The following is a 17,409-nucleotide window of genomic DNA, read 5'->3' on the forward strand; positions in this document are numbered from 1 at the left end:
AACATTCACGCTAATTACCGTCAATCATTTGCAAAAAAAGCTGATAACAGTTGCCTCCTATAACTGTAATTTCGTTGTTTAGCATGTAATTGTTAAAGCTACGTTTATAGCAAGTAAATCATCTTCACCAATAGCAAGTAATTCCTGCCGGATAAGCTATTTTGTGGTGGTTATGCTTGCAGACGCCTAATGATAGTTTTACAATTTATAACCGCTAATATTGCTTTAACCAATTAAAGTAAACACTATAAAATGAAGGTAGCTTTATTTGTACCCTGTTATATTGACCAGTTTTACCCCAAGGCAGCTATTGCCACGTTGGAATTACTGGAGAAACTTGGCGTTGATGTGCACTATCCTAAAAATCAAACCTGTTGCGGGCAGCCCATGGCCAATTCCGGCTATGAACACCTAACTACCGGCTGTAATAGTTTGTTTATTGATAATTTTTCGGGGTATGATTATATCGTATGCCCATCGGGCAGTTGTACCCTGCACATTAAAGAACATTTACACTCACCCGAAAAAGAAGAGCAGGCTGTTGAAATCCGTAAGCGGGTGTATGAGCTTACCGAGTTTTTGGTAGATATATTAAAAGTAACACAATTAAAAGCCCGTTTCCCTTATAAGGTAGGTTTACACCAAAGCTGTCACGGTTTGCGCGGATTGCGGATATCACAAATGAGCGAGCTGGTTGCCCCTGCTTTTAGCAAACCCGCCCAATTATTGGATATGGTTCAGGGACTGGAACTGGTACCTTTAACCCGGCAGGATGACTGCTGTGGTTTTGGAGGAACGTTTTGCGTGGCAGAAGAAGCTGTATCTTCGAAAATGGGTAAAGACCGTGTGGACGACCATATCGAACACGGCGCCCAATATATTACCTCGGCCGACCTTTCCTGCCTTATGCACATGGAAGGCATTTTACGCAGGCAAAAAAGCGATGTTAAAGTAATTCACGTGGCCGAAATTTTAAATCACTACAGCCATGAGTAATGTTACAGCAAAAAGTCACGCCGAGTTAGCCAGCATTTTTAACCAGGATGAACCACGGGTTGACTGGCACGACGAAACCTTATGGTGGGTGCGCCAGAAGCGCGACATACAGGCTCATAAGCTGCCGGAGTGGGAACTGTTAAGAGAAACCGCATCGCAGATCAAGAACAACGTGTTATCAAATTTGAGTGCCTACCTGGAGCAATTTGAGGTTAATGCGATCAGCAACGGTATTATAGTACATTGGGCGGCCGATGCCGAAGAACATAACAAAATCGTACACCGCCTATTACAGGAGCGTGGTATTAACCGCATGGTCAAAAGCAAATCCATGCTGACCGAAGAGTGCCACCTGAATGAATATCTCAAAGAACAAGGTATTGATGTAATTGACTCCGATTTGGGCGAACGTATTGTACAGCTGGCTAATGAGCCGCCAAGTCACATTGTACTCCCTTGTATCCATAAAAAGAAGGAAGAGATAGGTGATATTTTTCACGAACATTTAGGCTCGGCCAAAGGCGAATCAGATCCTAAGATCCTGACTGAAACCGCCCGCCAGCATTTACGCGAAGTGTTTTTGACACGTCGCGCGGCACTTACCGGCGTTAACTTTGCCGTTGCCGAAACCGGGGAATTTGTGATATGCACCAACGAAGGCAATGCCGATATGGGCGCGCACCTGGCCGAGATCCATATTGCTTCGATGGGGATAGAAAAGATCATTCCCGAAAGGAAACATTTGGGCGTTTTTTTAAGGTTGCTCACCCGCAGCGCTACCGGACAGCCTATTACCACCTACTCCAGTCACTTCAAAAGACCGCAGTCGGGAACCGAAATTCATATTGTTATAGTAGATAATGGTCGGAGCGTACAACTGGGGCGCGAGGATTTTCGCAACTCCTTAAAATGCATCCGTTGCGGGGCTTGTATGAACACTTGCCCGGTATATCGCAAAAGCGGTGGTCATAGTTATCATACCGCAGTTGCAGGTCCTATTGGTTCCATACTGGCGCCCAATCTCGACATGAAAAAATATGCCGACCTGCCTTTTGCCTCTACACTTTGCGGCTCATGCAGCAACGTATGCCCCGTTAAAATCGACATTCATGACCAGCTTTATAAATGGCGACAGGTAATCGTAAAAGAAGGCTATAGTCCTACTGCAAAAACCATAGCTATGAAAGCTATGGCCTTTACCCTATCCTCACCCGTGTTGTATAGGTCGGGAGGAAAAGTTGGCCGCCTGGTATTTAAATACGCTCCGTTCGCGGTTAATAATGGATTAAATCCCTGGTACAAACACCGCGAAATGCCCAAAGCACCGGAAGAATCATTTGGCGAATGGTACAGCAAAAGAAAGGAAGGAAAACAATGAGCAGGGAAAAAATATTAGCCGCGGTTAAAAAAAATCAGTTCGCCCACTCCCCACTGCCTGATCTGGAAATATTAAGCGCCCTAACCGCAAATACCGATAACCTGGTGCAGCAATACAGCAGTGTAGCCAGTGCCGGGGGCAGCTTTGTTTATGAGGTAAAAGATCTGGAGGCCATAAAAGCTATACTGCAAAAGGAATTTAAACACGGTGTAAAGATCATATCGGGCATTCCGGAACTGGATGAATACACCTACGCGGGCAATGTACTGGAGGAATCATCACACAGCTTTGCCGATGCCGAGTTGACCATATTAGCATCAAAGCTTGGCGTTACCGAAAATGGCGCCTTATGGCTTACAGAAAGCCAGATGAATATACGGGTGCTGCCCTTTATTAGTCAGCACCTGGCTGTTGTGATCAGTAAAGATGCCCTCGTACCTACAATGGCGCAAGCTTATGCCCAAATAGGTTATGCCGATTATGGTTATGGCGTATTCATCTCCGGGCCATCCAAAACCGCCGACATTGAACAATCATTGGTAATTGGCGCGCATGGGCCCAGAAGCCTTTCCGTGTTCATCCTTACATAGCCCCTTCTTAATACATTATATACCGGCCTGTTATAAGTAAATAACAGGCCTTATTTTTCCAGGTAAATTCCATTACTAAAATGATGACACAAGGATGAGTTTTGACTATTGCAAAAATATACCAATTGGTATATTTTTGTCTTGTTGAAATTAATCATCAACATAAAAACAAAATGAAAACCTCACAGAACACAGTACTCATAACCGGCGGAAGCGCTGGTATAGGATTTGAAATAGCCAAACAACTATCTGCCAAAAACAATCACGTTATTATTGTTGGCCGTAACCCCGAGCGTTTGCAAAAAGCTGCCGCTCAATTACAAAATGTTACTGCTATTAGCGCTGATATATCAAACGCTGCCGATGTGGAAAATCTGGTAACCAAATTACTCAGCGACTTTCCAAAGCTTAATATCGTGATCAATAATGCTGGCGCCGCGGCAGGTTTAAGTGATCTGCTTAACAATACAGATACTTTTGAAAGAGCAAGTATTGAAATGCACACCAACTACCTGTCTATTATCAGGCTTAACGAAAAATTATTGCCATTACTTAAAAAACAAACAGAGGCAGCTATCGTAAACGTATCATCAATAGTAGCTTTTTTACCAGGTAAGGTAACTGCTACTTATTCTGCCAGTAAAGCCGCGCTGCACTCTTATACCCAGGCATTAAGGGTTGCTTTGGAGGACACAAACGTTAAGGTGTTTGAATTGATGCCCCCCTTAGTTGATACGGAATTCTCTACCGAAATTAACGGTCATCTGGGCATCAAACCATCGCAGGTTGCCGATGAGTTTTTAGCCGCGCTGGAAACCGACAACTATGAGATCAGGGTAGCCGGCACCGAGCAATTTTACCAACTTTACCTGTCATCACCTGCCGAAGCGTTAAAAGTATTACATGGCCGTGCCAGTTAATTCATAAATTAAAAACGCGTGCCATTTTTACAAGGAACGAGGTGAATCTTGCTTCGTTCCTTTTTACAAAACTTAATAAACCCCCTTTACCTGATCATCATTCATCAAATTATAATATTAAAATACCAATTGGTACATTTGTGTAATGGAAACGGAATTATCAAAAGCTGCGAGAACACGCCAGTTCATTGTAGAAAAAACCGCCGGTATCTTTAATAAAAAAGGATATGCCGGTACTTCGTTATCGGACCTTACCGAGGCTACAGGGCTTACCAAGGGTAGTATATATGGTAATTTTAAAAATAAGGAGGAAGTTGCTGTAGCTGCGTTTGAGTACAACACTGCAAAAGTGCGCAGGCAAACCAGGCATCTCATTGATCAGGCCTCTACCTATCATGATAAGCTGATGGTTTACGCCCAGGTTTACCATAGATTTAACGCCGCAAGTTTTCCGGAGGGTGGTTGCCCTATATTAAATACGGCAGTTGATGCCGATGATACTAACCCCGTATTAAAAGAAAAAGCAGCCCAGGTAGTTATTAACTGGAAAAAAAGAATTGAGGAACTGATAGAGGGCGGCATAGCTGCCGGTGAATTTAAAACAGGTATCGACGTGGCCCAAACAGCGCTTTCTATAATCGCCCTTATTGAAGGAGGCATTATGATAGCCAAGGTAACCAACACCCCGACCAGTCTGGACAAGGTATTAAAAACAGTGGATGCTATTATCACGCGGCTTAAAACAAACCTGTAACCTAATTATTACAGCAATAATTTAAGAGCAAAAAACAAAAGTTGTTAACTCAACGTTATAAAGAGTACCAATTTAATAATATGCCTAAAAAAATCTTAATCCTTGATGATAGCGAGGATGTACTTGATGTGATGAAAGAAGCGCTCGAGATGGAGGGCTACGAAGTCCGCGTAATTAATTTTACTGATGACATATGCAAGGCAGCTATCAGTTTCAATGCCGATATGGTCATTCTGGATTACATATTATTCGGGATAAACGGCGGCGAACTTTGCCACATACTTAAAACCACACCCGAAACATGCCATATCCCCGTGATCATGGTATCGGCCTATCCCCGGGTACTGGAATCCTTAGGTAATTATGGCTCCGATGCCTTTATTGCCAAACCTTTTAATCTTTCCGACATAACGGATACCATCAAAGCTTGTTTCCTCAAAGCCGGCAATGATGTGGAACATGCCGATTGTGATTTTTAGCCGATCCTGCTTATACTATTTATTAATCATCAAAAAATCTTCTGACTGTCGTTGTTCAGCCGGGATTTTGAGAAAGTCCTTATAACTGGAGGTTAAATAATCTAACAGATTAAATCCGTGGCTATTATAGGTCTTAATATCGGGAATATAAAGGGTGATGAAGTTTTTTAGCTCCTGATTTCTGATGGGCAAATAGTTTTGAATGTTTTCAGGACTGAAAACTTTTGCAATTTGCACCTTTTTCTCTTCATCAAGAAGAAATTGCTGCTCTCTTCTTCTTCTATTTTCATTTTTATTCCAGTCGTGCACCATAATTTTGATCCCCCCTATGGGACGACCGGCAGCATCTGTTTGATACAATACTGTTTCACTATTAAATGGCCCTTTAGATGGAGCCGCCTTCAACGATCCGGCTTTTATTTCTGAAGAGGTTACTTTAACTTCATTGAGCACTTTAGCCTTTAAATTAAGGTAGATCTTCAGATAATTTAAATTTATAATATAAATAGTATCCGGCTGATAATAAGGCGACGAAAAAGATAGCAGATCACCAATCTTCGCGTTAATGGCAAAGCTTCCGTCAGAGGCTGAAATTTGCTTCAAGTGAGTATTTAAGTTTTCTACGCTAATTCCCGAAAGCGGTATTTTGGTGTTATTCTCAAATATTTGTCCGCCAAATTTCACCTGAGCATAGCTTGTTTCACTGAAAAAACTTAGTAGCATTACGATCAGCGAACTTTTCCATATCAATTGATAAATGCTTTTGCACATCACTTAACTCGTGGTTTTGCTTAATTTAAATATAAACCTCTTTTCTATAATTTCTGCATTCTGTTTTACGATAAAACGAGCTCTTGCTTTTGAGCTTCACACCAAAGCAAACTTGAGCTACTCAACAAACCTACGCCCCTGCTTTTACAACCATCTTTGTTTTGTAATTAACAGAGCAAAGAAAAAATGAAAAAGATCATATTAATAACCGGCGCGTCTGCCGGTATGGGTAAAGAAATGGCCAGGCACCTGGCGCAGGATGGTCATATAGTTTATGGTGCGGCTCGTCGTACCGAGAAAATGAACGACCTTAAACCATTAGGTGTAAAGATATTAGCCATGGATGTAACTGACGAGGCTTCCATGGTTGCCGGGATTGAAACCATAGTAAAAGCCGAAGGTGGTATTGATGTACTGATCAATAATGCCGGGTTCGGGTCATACGGAGCTGTTGAGGATGTACCCATTGACAATGCACGTTACCAGATGGAAGTAAATGTTTTTGGCGCGGCACATTTAACGCAATTGGTATTACCACACATGCGCAAACAGGGTTCTGGCACAATCATTAATATATCATCCATTGGCGGTAAGTTTGCCGCGGCTCTGGGGGGTTGGTACCACGCCAGCAAGTTTGCTCTGGAAGCTCTGAGTGATAGCCTGCGAAATGAAGTAAAGCAATTTGGTATTAACGTGGTAGTGATTGAACCCGGTGGCGTAAAATCTGAATGGAGCAGCATAGCGATGGATAACCTGCTCAAAATTTCGGGTGATACCGCTTATAGTAATTTGGCCAGACAATTTTCCGCTATCGCCAAAAAAGCGAATGAAAAAAATGCTGATCCGATAGTTATTGTCGACCTGGTAAGGAAAGCCATAGCCGCCAAACAACCTAAAACACGCTACCATGGTGGTTATATGGCTGGCCCGGCATTATTCATGCGAAAAATACTGTCTGACCGTACATTTGATAAAATGTTGCTGAGCCAGCTGAAGTAATTGTATCTTTAAATTGACAATGGAAGACAAAAGCCACATATTGTTCAACAATCTGCTCTACTCCTGCATTGATAAAAAACAACGCGCTAACGAGTCATTTGTACCCGAACATGCTTTCGGGTACATTATATCAGGCGAAACACATCAGAAAACCAGCGAAGGCACGCGGATATTTAGCGCTGGTACCATTGGGCTTTTACGCAGAAACCAGTTGGTGAAGTCGGAAAAGGTACCGGGACTGACGGGCGAATTTAAATCGATCAATATATTTTTAGACCAGCGGTTTCTGCGCAGATATAGCACGGAGCATAAACTTGCGCCAGCCAAACCATACACCGGAAGTCACATTCACATACTAAAGCCGGATCCCTTCATCAAAGGTTATTTCGACTCTTTAATACCTTATTTTGATCATCCGGAAAGAGCCACTGATAACATGGCCGAGCTAAAAACCAAAGAAGCGGTTGAGCTGCTCCTGAATTTTAATCCGGATTTTTATGATTTTCTTTTTGATTTCACCGAGCCTTACAAGATAGACCTGGAAGCTTTCATGAACCAAAATTACATGTTCAATGTACCTGCAGCCCAGTTTGCCAAACTCACAGGCCGTAGCCTGGCCAGCTTTAAACGTGATTTTGAAAAAGTATTTCGCATGCCGCCAGGACAATGGCTGCAACAAAAACGATTGAATGAAGCCTATTACCTCATCAGGGAAAAAGGCCAGAAACCATCAGCAGTATATCTTGATGTAGGTTTCGAGAACCTCTCACACTTTTCATACACTTTCAAAAAGGCATTTGGAATAGTACCTTCACGAGTGTAAGCCAGGTTTAAAATTATCTTGCAAATTGTGCTTTTTACTGATTTGTTTTGATAGTTTTATCCTGCTTATCATAGTTATTAAATGACCTTAACCGAATTTGAACTCACAGGTGGCGCCACGTATGGCCTCATGAGTGCCACATGGCCGTTTGCTACCCTCCGGGTTAGCAAAAATGAACTCGAACTTAATATTTCCTTATTTGGAAATTTACGTTTCCGGTCAGCCGATGTGGTATCCATAACCGTTACTGGGGGGGCTTTTTTTCAAGCGGTATCCGTATTCATCATATAGTGAAGGGATACTCTTCAACCGTCATTTTTAACTCGTCTGGCAGTGCAGATTCTGTATTGCAACAAATACAGCAAACGGGCTTTTTAGACAATAAGGAACGCTTACCTGTTTATGAGGATACCGTCATTACCGCGATGCAGGAAAAAGGTGGTTTCGCCATGAAAATTCCGGCAATCATCGCTATTGTAGTGATCTGGAATCTCTTGTTTCTACCCAATTTCGTTCATTCATTTCAGAATAATAAAGTTCCATTCATCGGTATGCACCTGGGATTATGTTTTATGCTGTTGGTATCCCTTACGCTTTTGATATCCGAGCCATTCCGGAATTTACTATTGAAAGAAGGCCGTACTTTAAAGCATATTAAGACATTTGTATTATTTATGATCCTTCTATCAACGTTAATGCTGGGCATATCATTCATGCTTCCACAATTTTAGGCCTTATTTGTTTTTCTGTTTGTTTTGGATAGCTTTATAAAAGCAATCCTAAAAACCTTTATATGAACTGGAGCCTGATCTTTAAACTTTCGATGTTTGGCCTCGTGATGGGCATTGCTACAGCTTTTTTTATTCCGAGTAATATTGAGGGAGCTATATGGCCGGTTATTTTTATTATCTGCGCCTATCTTATCGCCAAAAACTGTACACAAATGTATTTTACCAATGGCTTTTGCCTTAGCCTGATGAACTGTGTATGGATCATCAGCGCACATGCCATTTTTTATAAAAGCTATGCAGCAGGTCACGCGCCGGAAGCTGCCATGTATAACGGTAACCCATATCATATTCCACCGCAGGTGGCCCTGGCTGTTATAGGTGTTGTAATTGGCATAGCCTCGGGCCTGGTGCAGGGCTTGTTTGCTTTTATCGCGTCAAAACTGGTTAAGAAAAGGTAAGCCCTTGATTTGCATGGAACAGAATAATAAAAATCATGTGATCGTTTAATAAACAACACAGGCACACGTTTGATAAAGGCATAATCCAATTTTTACATAATCCATCGTGAATAAAACAATTGAATGTATATCTTTGCAGCAAATGCTCCCGTAGTTCAACGGATAGAATTATGGTTTCCGGTACCATCGATATGAGTTCGAATCTCGTCGGGAGCACAAAAGCCTCTTAAATAAATTTAAGAGGCTTTTATCTTTGTAAAGCTCATTCTTCGCAATGCGAAATGTGATTCATGTTTAAAATGGCATCTACCTCCTGGAGAAAATGCTGATGCTCCATTTCTTCTATTTCAAGCGGTGTTAAGCTGCTATACTTTGCTTTGTTTTTGGGCCTGGTTTTTATGATGATTGCAATAGGAATACATACCTGTATGATCATAAAGGCTACTGTGATCTGGAACATATAAGTAACTAATGTATCCATAATAGTATTACAAATAAGGTATCAATTGGTGTTGTTAATTTAACGATTTTTACCCGGTTTTTGATGCGTATTTGCTATTTTTTCTACTTTCTTAACCAATTAAAGCGTTTTTAACATTTTCCGTAATAAAACATCTATACAGCCTTAAAGCTTATATTTTTTGTGCTATTTATTACTTATTTGCTTACCTGATTCTATTCGTTTGGTAACGTTTTGGATATTCCTGACGTAAGGGCTGTTATAATTTTTTAATAATACTTGACTAACCAAAAGCCTTCCCTATATTTGTAACCAAAAGGTTTCATATTGATGGTTAAACATCTATTCCCTTTTATCCTTATAATCCTGTATAATTATGTTAGAGACAATTCAACCCAAACCTAAAAGTAAAGTATCTTCTTTTTTCTCTATTTTAAAACAATCTCTTAAAGGCGCCGAAGTTGACCTGACCTCTATCAGCATTAAAAGAGCCATTATTTTGTTAGCCATTCCCATGATGCTGGAAATGGCTATGGAATCTGTATTTGCCCTGGTCGATCTGTATTTTGTGGGGCATTTGAAAAACAGCAGCCTTGCCATTCAAACGGTTGGCTTAACCGAGTCGGTATTAACCGTGATATATTCATTGGCTATTGGCCTGAGTATGGCGGCTACAGCGGTAGTGGCTCGTCGCATAGGCGAAAAAGATCCCGAGGCGGCATCCAAAGCTGGCATGCAAACCATTATCATTGCGGTAGTAATAAACCTTACCATCAGTATTATAGGGTTAACACACGCCCGGGACATCCTGCTGCTGATGGGCGCTTCTGCCGAAACCGCCGACCATGGAACCAACTTTGTTCGCATTATGATGGGCGGTAGTATCATTATCGTGATGCTGTTTCTCATCAATGGTATTTTCAGAGGGGCCGGTAATGCCGCCATCGCTATGCGCAGCTTGTGGATAGCCAATATAGCCAACATCATCCTCTGCCCTCTTTTTATCAGAGGTTTAGGCCCTATTCCGGCATTTGGCTTAACCGGTGCTGCTATTGCTACTACTATAGGCAGAGGCTTAGGTGTTAGCTACCAGGTATATAATTTATTTAACGGGAAAAATATCCTAAAAATAAGGTTAAGCTATTTTGTACCCGACTGGCAGCAGATCAAAGCCATTATTAAAATTGCAGCGCCGGGTATTTTACAGTTTGTAATAGCCAGTTGCAGCTGGATATTCCTGGCCGAACTGGTAGCCACTACCGGCGGTGAAGCTGGTTCTGCAGGATATCAAACCTCTTTAAGATTAATGATGTTCTTCCTGTTGCCGGCCTGGGGATTAAGCAACGCGGCCGCCACGCTGGTAGGACAAAACCTGGGCGCAGGCCATGTAGACAGGGCCGAAAAATCGGTATTTCAAACCATTAGATACACCATGGTATTCCTGGGCGTTGTAAGCATCTTGTTTTTAACCTGCGGGCATTTATTCGCTTCCTTTTTTACCGAAGACAAGGCCGTTATAAAGATAGCAACCCGCTCTTTACAAATTTTAAGCGGGGGCTTTATTATTTATGGAATGGGTATGATTTTAACCAGCGCTTTCAATGGTGCCGGCGATACCTGGACACCTACCAAGATCAACTTATTTACTTTTTGGGTATTCCAGATCCCCTTTGCTTATTTACTGGCCAAATATTTTGAAATGGGGCCAACAGGTGTTTTTATTTCCATCCCCGTTGCCGAAGTGGGGCTTACCCTGGGGGCCTATATTTTATTTAAACGCGGCAGATGGAAAAAGATCAAGGTTTAAGATAGAAAGTCCGGAAGTCGGGAAGTCCGGAAAGTCCGAAAGATAGAGGCATAAAATAAAGCCGGGAAGTCCGAAAGACAGTAAAGTTCAGAGGATATAAGTAAAAAAGTAAAGTCCGAAAGTTTGAGGTGTTACATCTCCAAACTTTCGGACTTTACTGACTTTCGGACTTGCCGGACTTCCCGACTTCTTATGGCACCTTTACTGCCTGACGGGCCAGCAATTGCCATTGCCCTTTATTTTTAATCCATACCAGTAATATACCCAGCTTTACCGTACCCGGACCCTTTCCTTTATCATTGGTAGCCGCAGTAAGTATATGACGCACAGTAGCGGTATTTCCTACCACTTTAACGTTTTGGTCAGTCAGGTCTATAGACACAAAATCGGAGGCTCCGGTAGCAAGATCACTTATAAATTCTTTTTTAGTTTGAAGCTTGCCGCTTGAATGGCCATAGGTTACTTCGTCCGATACTAAATTTTTAAGCGTAACGGTATCGGCATCAACCATGGCTTTGCGCAATTGCTCGGTAGCTTGTGTTACCTCTGTAATCAGTTTGGCGTTTTGAGCAAAGGGCTTATCCATGTGTAGCAGGAAGACTGCCCCGAAACAAAGCAGGGCTTTTAATAAAAAAGATCTTTTCATAAGGGTTTTCAAATTTGGTGTTTAACAAATATAATGTTAAACGTTAAATCTGAAATGCATAATATCACCGTCCTGTACAATATAGGTTTTTCCTTCAATGGCCAGCTTGCCGTTTTCTTTGATAACCGCTTCGGAGCCGTTAAACTTTACAAAATCATCATACTTGATCACCTCGGCGCGGATAAATCCTTTCTCAAAATCGGTATGGATCACTCCTGCGGCCTGTGGTGCTGTAAAGCCCTGCGTAATTGTCCAGGCACGTACTTCCTGTACACCGGCGGTAAAGTAAGTAGCCAGGTTAAGCAGTTTATAGGCGGCTTTGATCAGTTTGTTTACACCCGATTCTGTCAACCCCAGATCATCCAGAAACATCTGGCGTTCCTCATAAGTTTCCAGTTGTGCTATCTCCGATTCTATCTGGGCCGATATCACCAATACCTCGGCGTTCTCTTCTTTAACGGCAGCTTTTACTTTCTCCACATAAGCATTGCCTGTATTTACCGAACCTTCATCAACATTACAAACATACATTACAGGCTTGGCGGTAAGCAGCCACAGGTCGGCAACATATTCTTTATCCTCTTCGGCAACAGGAGCGGTACGGGCTGATTTACCTGCCAGCATATGCTCTTTGTAAACGGTTAAAACATCAAAGGTTTTTTTTGCTTCCTTGTCGCCTCCGGTTTTAGCCATTTTTTCAACTTTCTGGATCTTTTTCTCTATCGATTCCAGATCTTTCAGTTGCAATTCGGTATCAATGATCTCTTTGTCGCGTATCGGGTCAACGGAACCATCAACGTGTATTACATTATCGTTATCAAAGCAGCGCAGTACATGGATAATAGCGTTGGTGGCACGAATGTTACCCAAAAACTGGTTACCCAGACCCTCGCCTTTGCTGGCGCCTTTAACCAAGCCGGCTATATCAACAATTTCAATAACGTTGGGTACAATGCTTTTGGGTTGTACTATTTCGGTAAGTTTGGTTAAACGTTCATCCGGTACCGTAATTACACCTACATTTGGTTCAATAGTACAGAACGGAAAGTTAGCCGCCTGCGCTTTGGCGTTTGATAAGCAATTAAAAAGTGTTGATTTACCTACGTTTGGTAAACCCACTATTCCACATTGTAAACCCATATTTTATTATAAACAGTAAATTCTAAACTCTAAATTCTAAATATGAAGTCCTAAAATCAAATTCTGTCGATTCTTTAATTCTGAAAACGACGTAGCCCTCAACGGAGTTAATTCTGATTCAGACAACTAATTAAAATTCGCGCAAAGATAACACAAAATTTTGCCTATAATTTGAAAAAATAAACGACTTTTGCCAGCGTCAAAATAAGGCGAAACAGATTAATAATAACATGTAAACAACAGGGGGACACTTATGAACGAAATGGTTGAACAAATAGAATTGTTGCTGGAGCAGGAAAACAATAAACAATTAAAGGAATATTTGAACAACCTAAATATATCGGACGTTGAAGAGCTGATAGGTGAACTCCCCGAACATGGCCCCCGGTTTATTGAAACCCTGTCGCTTAACCGCGCTGTTAACGTTTTCCGGATATTGGATTCCCCTACCCAGGAACGGATCATCAAAAAACTATCCGGTCAAAAAGTAGCCGACCTGATCAACGCCCTGCCTCCTGATGATCGTACCGCCCTTTTTAGCGAATTGCATGGCGATGCTGTTAAAACGTTGATCCTGCACCTGTCGCCTGATGACCGCAAAGAAGCACTCTCTTTATTAGGTTACGAAGAAGATAGTGTTGGCCGTTTGATGACCCCCGACTATATTGCCGTTAAGAAAACCTGGGATGTTACCCGTGTATTATCCCACATACGCCGTTACGGTAAAAACTCCGAAACCATTGATGTGATCTATGTAATAGATGAAAATGGCGTGCTACTTGACGACATCAGGATACGGGAGATATTATTAGTTAAACCCGAAACCAAAGTAAGCGACCTGATGGATGGGCGCCTGATATCCCTCAGCGCCAGCGATCCGCAGGAAGAAGCCATTAACATATTCAGGATGAATAACCGCGTGGCCCTGCCTGTGGTTGATAATGAGCATATATTACTGGGTATTGTAACGGTCGACGATATTTTGTGGATAGCCAACGAAGAATATACCGAGGATATCCAGAAGATAGGTGGTACCGAAGCTTTGGATGAACCATACCTGGATATTAACCTGTTCCTGCTGGTTAAAAAGCGGGTTGGCTGGTTGATCATTTTGTTCCTGGGCGAAATGCTGACTGCTACCGCCATGGGATTTTTTGAAAAATCAATTGAAAAGGCTGTGGTACTGGCCCTGTTTATCCCATTGATTATATCAAGCGGTGGCAACAGCGGTTCGCAGGCCTCTACCCTCATCATTCAGGCCATGGCCCTGGGCGAAGTTACTGTTACCGATTGGTGGCGGGTAATGCGCCGCGAGCTGTTGTCTGGCTTAATGCTGGGCCTAACGCTTGGATTAATAGGATTTATGCGTATTTACATCTGGACCATGTTTTCGCCCATTTACGGACCGCACTGGATATTGGTAGGCTTAACAGTAGGTTGTGCCCTGGTTGGTGTTGTATTGTGGGGATCATTGGCAGGCTCCATGTTACCGCTTATCCTGAAAAAATTAGGAGCTGACCCTGCTACATCCTCTGCGCCATTTGTGGCTACCCTGGTGGATGTTACCGGACTCATCATTTACTTTAGCATCGCCGTAATGATCATGAAGGGTGTGATGCTGTAATGGCTGATTAATTATTATCACCCTCGCTCAGCTCCAGTTGAGTGACGATTATTAAGATTAACGCGTCATTGCGAAGTACGAAGCAATCTCTACTCAGACAGGTTGGTTATGCAATTCTATTTGCTCTGTATAGCATAGAGATTGCTTCGTCCCTCGCAATGACGCGTTGGGTTGTTGTGCCTGGGGCATCCGGCTTAACATAATGCTCACTCACCACTCACCACTCACCACTCACCACTCACCACTCACCACTCACCACTCACCACTCACCACTCACCACTCACCACCTAACTCATGTATGAACTTACATTGCTGTAATCAATATTGGTAACGTTGCTGTAATCGGGCACAAAGCTATCTTCGTTGCCGATGGCCATATCCAGCTCAAAGCTTGATGGGTATGGCGTATTAAGCAAACTGCCTTTAGGGATGTAAGGGAACAACTCTCCGTAGGTTTGAATCTGGCTGTGGTTAATACGGCGATAGATAAACATACGGTGCAGGTCGCAAGGTTTTACGAGACCGGCGGCACCAATCATTTGTATGGCGCTGCTTACCGTTTGATTATGAAAATTGGCTACCCGTATCTTTTTATCATCAACCACCAGGCCGCGCATCAGGCTTCTATCCTGGGTGGCTACACCGGTGGGGCAGGTATTCATATTACATTCCAGCGCCTGTATGCAACCCAGCGCAAACATCATTCCGCGGGCACTGTTGCACATATCGGCACCCAGGGCAAAATTCTTTACCAGGTCGAACCCGGTAGCTACCTTGCCGGAAGCGATGATCTTGATATATTTTTTAATGTCGAAACCGGTTAAGGCATCATAAATAAAAGCCAGGGCTTCGCGCAGCGGCATACCTACCGAGTTGGAGAATTCAAGGGGTGCCGCTCCGGTACCCCCTTCGCCCCCATCTACGGTAATAAAATCGGGATAGATGCCCGTTTTAACCATAGCCTTGCATATCGCCAGAAACTCGCTCTTATGACCAACACAAAGCTTAAAACCGATAGGCTTACCACCCGATAGCTCGCGTAGTTTTTTAATAAACTGTGTTAAGCCTATAGGATCACTAAACGCGGTATGGTATGGCGGCGATACCACGTCCTGCCCCATCTCCACCAACCTGATCCGCGCAATTTCGGGCGTAACCTTAGCAGCGGGCAATATACCGCCATGACCAGGTTTAGCTCCCTGCGACAGTTTGATCTCGATCATTTTTACCTGCGGCAAAACGGCGCGTTGGGCAAAGGCATCATAATCAATAGTACCATCGGTATGGCGGCAGCTGAAATAGCCGGTTCCTATTTGCCATATAATATCGCCGCCGGGTTTTAGGTGATAATCACTCAGACCACCTTCGCCGGTATTATGCGCGAAATTGCCCAGTTTGGCGCCGCCGTTCAGGGCAAGGATAGCGTTCTCGCTCAACGAACCAAAGCTCATAGCCGATATATTATAAACACTGGCCATATAAGGCTGCTTACAATCGGGCCCGCCTACCTTTACCCTTGGCGACAGATCAAGTTTATGGTGATCAATCGCCGCTATACTGTGATTAAGCCATTCGTAACCATCTTCATACACATCCAGTTCGGTACCAAAGGGACGGGTATCATCAACTTTTTTAGCACGCTGATATATCACGCTGCGGTTTTGGCGGTTAAAGGGCGTACCATTAGTATCGCTCTCAATAAAATACTGGTATATTTTGGGTCGCAAGTCTTCCATCAGAAAGCGCAGGTGACCAAACACGGGGTAATTGCGTACAATGCTGTGCTTTTTTTGAACCAGGTCATAAAAACCTATCGCATATATAGGTACCATGATTACGAACGACCAGGCGGCTGGTTTCCATAGTATTGTCCACCCGGTGAGCGCGGCAAAAATCACAAAGAACGAGATAATGAAAAGCTTCTTCATAAATAGATTATTTAATATAAAAATAACTCCTAAAGTTAAACATTAGCGCAATTGTATGGTTAAACTTGTACTTGATTGTCGGCGAATTGTAATGAAATGAAATTAGATGTTTAAACATCTAATTTGTTATTATCTTTGACTCAACAAAACAAATAAAAAAATCATGGCAACAGAAACAGCAACAAAATGGGTTATTGACCCTATGCATTCAGAAGTACAATTTAAAGTAAAACACTTAGTTATATCAACCGTAAGTGGTTTTTTCAAAAGCTTTGGCGGCGAAGTAATTACCGAAGGCGATGATTTTGACAATGCCGAAGTAGATTTTACATTAGATATCGATAGCATCGACACCAACCAGACTCAACGTGATGAGCATTTAAAAGGCGGCGAATTTTTTGACGCTGAAAAATATCCAAAGATCAGCTTCAAATCAACCTCATTAACCAAAACCGATGATGATGAATATGAATTGAAAGGTGATCTGACCATAAAGGACGTAACCAAACCGGTAACCCTTAAAGCTGAATTTGGTGGCTCAGCAGCCGATTTTTATGGCAACACCAAAGCTGGTTTTGAAATCACCGGTAAAATAAACCGTAAAGAGTTTGGTTTAACCTGGGATGGCGTAACCGAAGCAGGCTCGGTTGTAGTTGGCGAAGACATTAAATTGCTCATCAACCTACAGCTAACCAAACAAGCTTAATTGTTTTAATACTGTTGCTGTGTTTTAACATTTAAAAGCCGGCGTTGTTGCCCAGGTAACAACCCGGTTTATTAAAACACTCAACAGGTTAAAATACGATGATGATGAAAAAGTCACTTGCCAAAGGCAAGTGACTTTTTTTGTTGACACGATTAAAGGATTAACGGGATTCTAATAGATCAATAAAAACAGAGGTCAT

At 42.5% G+C, this 17,409-nt stretch carries 19 protein-coding genes and 1 tRNA gene; 15 read left to right on the forward strand and 5 right to left on the reverse strand.

Features of this window, described 5'->3' with window-relative positions; genetic code table 11:
- Window positions 1-252 precede the first annotated feature (252 nt).
- The 6 genes from ACNURT_RS19880 to ACNURT_RS19905 all read left to right on the forward strand — a co-directional run bounded on the left by ACNURT_RS19880 (window position 253) and on the right by ACNURT_RS19905 (window position 5,117).
- Entirely contained in the window at window positions 253-996 is a 744-nt protein-coding gene (locus ACNURT_RS19880; protein ID WP_419699209.1) for a (Fe-S)-binding protein, read from the forward strand.
- Window positions 989-2,374: a lactate utilization protein B gene (locus ACNURT_RS19885; RefSeq protein ID WP_419699210.1), complete on the forward strand. Its 1,386-nt coding sequence runs from the start codon at window positions 989-991 to the stop codon at window positions 2,372-2,374. Before ACNURT_RS19880 ends, ACNURT_RS19885 begins: the two co-directional genes overlap by 8 nt.
- Window positions 2,371-2,964, forward strand: coding sequence for a LutC/YkgG family protein (locus tag ACNURT_RS19890; RefSeq protein ID WP_419699211.1), 594 nt, complete (start codon window positions 2,371-2,373; stop codon window positions 2,962-2,964). Before ACNURT_RS19885 ends, ACNURT_RS19890 begins: the two co-directional genes overlap by 4 nt.
- A gap of 173 nt (window positions 2,965-3,137) precedes the next feature.
- Entirely contained in the window at window positions 3,138-3,884 is a 747-nt protein-coding gene (locus ACNURT_RS19895) for an SDR family oxidoreductase (RefSeq protein WP_419699212.1), read from the forward strand.
- Window positions 3,885-4,029: 145 nt separating this feature from the next.
- Window positions 4,030-4,638: a TetR/AcrR family transcriptional regulator gene (locus ACNURT_RS19900; RefSeq protein ID WP_419699213.1), complete on the forward strand. Its 609-nt coding sequence runs from the start codon at window positions 4,030-4,032 to the stop codon at window positions 4,636-4,638.
- An 80-nt stretch (window positions 4,639-4,718) separates the two neighbouring features.
- Window positions 4,719-5,117, forward strand: a complete 399-nt coding sequence (locus tag ACNURT_RS19905; protein ID WP_419699214.1) for a response regulator — start codon at window positions 4,719-4,721, stop codon at window positions 5,115-5,117.
- Between the two features lie 15 nt (window positions 5,118-5,132).
- On the opposite strand, the gene ACNURT_RS19910 is transcribed toward ACNURT_RS19905, so the two are convergent.
- Entirely contained in the window at window positions 5,133-5,888 is a 756-nt protein-coding gene (locus tag ACNURT_RS19910) for a hypothetical protein (RefSeq protein WP_419699215.1), read from the reverse strand.
- Between the two features lie 186 nt (window positions 5,889-6,074).
- Here ACNURT_RS19910 and ACNURT_RS19915 point away from each other — a divergent pair, with 186 nt between their 5' ends.
- The 6 genes from ACNURT_RS19915 to ACNURT_RS19940 all read left to right on the forward strand — a co-directional run bounded on the left by ACNURT_RS19915 (window position 6,075) and on the right by ACNURT_RS19940 (window position 9,115).
- The gene (locus tag ACNURT_RS19915; protein WP_419699216.1) at window positions 6,075-6,887 is read left to right on the forward strand and encodes an oxidoreductase; all 813 of its coding nucleotides are present in this window, start codon (window positions 6,075-6,077) and stop codon (window positions 6,885-6,887) included.
- A gap of 19 nt (window positions 6,888-6,906) precedes the next feature.
- Window positions 6,907-7,710: a helix-turn-helix domain-containing protein gene (locus ACNURT_RS19920; protein WP_419699217.1), complete on the forward strand. Its 804-nt coding sequence runs from the start codon at window positions 6,907-6,909 to the stop codon at window positions 7,708-7,710.
- Between the two features lie 81 nt (window positions 7,711-7,791).
- Entirely contained in the window at window positions 7,792-8,001 is a 210-nt protein-coding gene (locus tag ACNURT_RS19925) for a hypothetical protein (protein ID WP_419699218.1), read from the forward strand.
- The gene (locus ACNURT_RS19930; protein ID WP_419699219.1) at window positions 8,001-8,441 is read left to right on the forward strand and encodes a hypothetical protein; all 441 of its coding nucleotides are present in this window, start codon (window positions 8,001-8,003) and stop codon (window positions 8,439-8,441) included. Before ACNURT_RS19925 ends, ACNURT_RS19930 begins: the two co-directional genes overlap by 1 nt.
- Before the next feature lie 62 nt (window positions 8,442-8,503).
- Window positions 8,504-8,899, forward strand: a complete 396-nt coding sequence (locus ACNURT_RS19935; RefSeq protein ID WP_419699220.1) for a hypothetical protein — start codon at window positions 8,504-8,506, stop codon at window positions 8,897-8,899.
- Between the two features lie 144 nt (window positions 8,900-9,043).
- Window positions 9,044-9,115 (forward strand) — tRNA-Arg (locus ACNURT_RS19940).
- Between the two features lie 46 nt (window positions 9,116-9,161).
- Here ACNURT_RS19940 and ACNURT_RS19945 read toward each other — a convergent pair.
- Window positions 9,162-9,380 (reverse strand): hypothetical protein, encoded by a 219-nt coding sequence (locus ACNURT_RS19945; protein WP_419699221.1) that lies wholly within the window; start codon window positions 9,378-9,380, stop codon window positions 9,162-9,164.
- A 355-nt stretch (window positions 9,381-9,735) separates the two neighbouring features.
- On the opposite strand from ACNURT_RS19945, the gene ACNURT_RS19950 reads away from it, so the two are divergent.
- A complete protein-coding gene (locus tag ACNURT_RS19950; protein WP_419699222.1) occupies window positions 9,736-11,166 on the forward strand; it encodes an MATE family efflux transporter in 1,431 nt (476 codons plus the stop codon).
- A gap of 190 nt (window positions 11,167-11,356) precedes the next feature.
- Here the strand turns inward: ACNURT_RS19950 and ACNURT_RS19955 are convergent, their stop codons facing one another.
- Window positions 11,357-11,812, reverse strand: coding sequence for a nuclear transport factor 2 family protein (locus ACNURT_RS19955; RefSeq protein ID WP_419699223.1), 456 nt, complete (start codon window positions 11,810-11,812; stop codon window positions 11,357-11,359).
- Window positions 11,813-11,848: 36 nt separating this feature from the next.
- Window positions 11,849-12,952 (reverse strand): redox-regulated ATPase YchF, encoded by a 1,104-nt coding sequence (gene ychF, locus ACNURT_RS19960; protein WP_370998929.1) that lies wholly within the window; start codon window positions 12,950-12,952, stop codon window positions 11,849-11,851.
- Window positions 12,953-13,205: 253 nt separating this feature from the next.
- Here ychF and mgtE point away from each other — a divergent pair, with 253 nt between their 5' ends.
- Complete coding sequence (gene mgtE / locus ACNURT_RS19965) at window positions 13,206-14,576, forward strand: magnesium transporter (RefSeq protein WP_370998930.1); 1,371 nt, start codon at window positions 13,206-13,208, stop codon at window positions 14,574-14,576.
- A gap of 287 nt (window positions 14,577-14,863) precedes the next feature.
- Here the strand turns inward: mgtE and ACNURT_RS19970 are convergent, their stop codons facing one another.
- Window positions 14,864-16,504: an FMN-binding glutamate synthase family protein gene (locus tag ACNURT_RS19970; protein ID WP_419699224.1), complete on the reverse strand. Its 1,641-nt coding sequence runs from the start codon at window positions 16,502-16,504 to the stop codon at window positions 14,864-14,866.
- Between the two features lie 163 nt (window positions 16,505-16,667).
- Here ACNURT_RS19970 and ACNURT_RS19975 point away from each other — a divergent pair, with 163 nt between their 5' ends.
- A complete protein-coding gene (locus tag ACNURT_RS19975; RefSeq protein ID WP_370998932.1) occupies window positions 16,668-17,210 on the forward strand; it encodes a YceI family protein in 543 nt (180 codons plus the stop codon).
- Window positions 17,211-17,409: the final 199 nt, after the last annotated feature.

This window comes from Mucilaginibacter sp. NFX135, assembly GCF_048565145.1.
In the GTDB taxonomy this organism is placed as follows: domain Bacteria; phylum Bacteroidota; class Bacteroidia; order Sphingobacteriales; family Sphingobacteriaceae; genus Mucilaginibacter.

Excerpts from the sequence above, each read along its gene's own strand:
- ACNURT_RS19890 (WP_419699211.1), top strand. The coding sequence starts at position 2,371 with ATGAGCAGGGAAAAAATATTAGCCGCGGTTAAAAAAAATCAGTTCGCC.
- mgtE (WP_370998930.1), top strand. The coding sequence starts at position 13,206 with ATGAACGAAATGGTTGAACAAATAGAATTGTTGCTGGAGCAGGAAAAC.
- ACNURT_RS19925 (WP_419699218.1), top strand. The coding sequence starts at position 7,792 with ATGACCTTAACCGAATTTGAACTCACAGGTGGCGCCACGTATGGCCTC.
- ACNURT_RS19970 (WP_419699224.1), bottom strand. The coding sequence starts at position 16,504 with ATGAAGAAGCTTTTCATTATCTCGTTCTTTGTGATTTTTGCCGCGCTC.
- ACNURT_RS19920 (WP_419699217.1), top strand. The coding sequence starts at position 6,907 with ATGGAAGACAAAAGCCACATATTGTTCAACAATCTGCTCTACTCCTGC.
- ACNURT_RS19915 (WP_419699216.1), top strand. The coding sequence starts at position 6,075 with ATGAAAAAGATCATATTAATAACCGGCGCGTCTGCCGGTATGGGTAAA.
- ACNURT_RS19975 (WP_370998932.1), top strand. The coding sequence starts at position 16,668 with ATGGCAACAGAAACAGCAACAAAATGGGTTATTGACCCTATGCATTCA.
- ACNURT_RS19955 (WP_419699223.1), bottom strand. The coding sequence starts at position 11,812 with ATGAAAAGATCTTTTTTATTAAAAGCCCTGCTTTGTTTCGGGGCAGTC.
- ACNURT_RS19885 (WP_419699210.1), top strand. The coding sequence starts at position 989 with ATGAGTAATGTTACAGCAAAAAGTCACGCCGAGTTAGCCAGCATTTTT.
- ACNURT_RS19905 (WP_419699214.1), top strand. The coding sequence starts at position 4,719 with ATGCCTAAAAAAATCTTAATCCTTGATGATAGCGAGGATGTACTTGAT.
- ACNURT_RS19895 (WP_419699212.1), top strand. The coding sequence starts at position 3,138 with ATGAAAACCTCACAGAACACAGTACTCATAACCGGCGGAAGCGCTGGT.
- ACNURT_RS19945 (WP_419699221.1), bottom strand. The coding sequence starts at position 9,380 with ATGGATACATTAGTTACTTATATGTTCCAGATCACAGTAGCCTTTATG.
- ACNURT_RS19935 (WP_419699220.1), top strand. The coding sequence starts at position 8,504 with ATGAACTGGAGCCTGATCTTTAAACTTTCGATGTTTGGCCTCGTGATG.
- ACNURT_RS19950 (WP_419699222.1), top strand. The coding sequence starts at position 9,736 with ATGTTAGAGACAATTCAACCCAAACCTAAAAGTAAAGTATCTTCTTTT.
- ACNURT_RS19880 (WP_419699209.1), top strand. The coding sequence starts at position 253 with ATGAAGGTAGCTTTATTTGTACCCTGTTATATTGACCAGTTTTACCCC.
- ychF (WP_370998929.1), bottom strand. The coding sequence starts at position 12,952 with ATGGGTTTACAATGTGGAATAGTGGGTTTACCAAACGTAGGTAAATCA.
- ACNURT_RS19910 (WP_419699215.1), bottom strand. The coding sequence starts at position 5,888 with ATGTGCAAAAGCATTTATCAATTGATATGGAAAAGTTCGCTGATCGTA.
- ACNURT_RS19900 (WP_419699213.1), top strand. The coding sequence starts at position 4,030 with ATGGAAACGGAATTATCAAAAGCTGCGAGAACACGCCAGTTCATTGTA.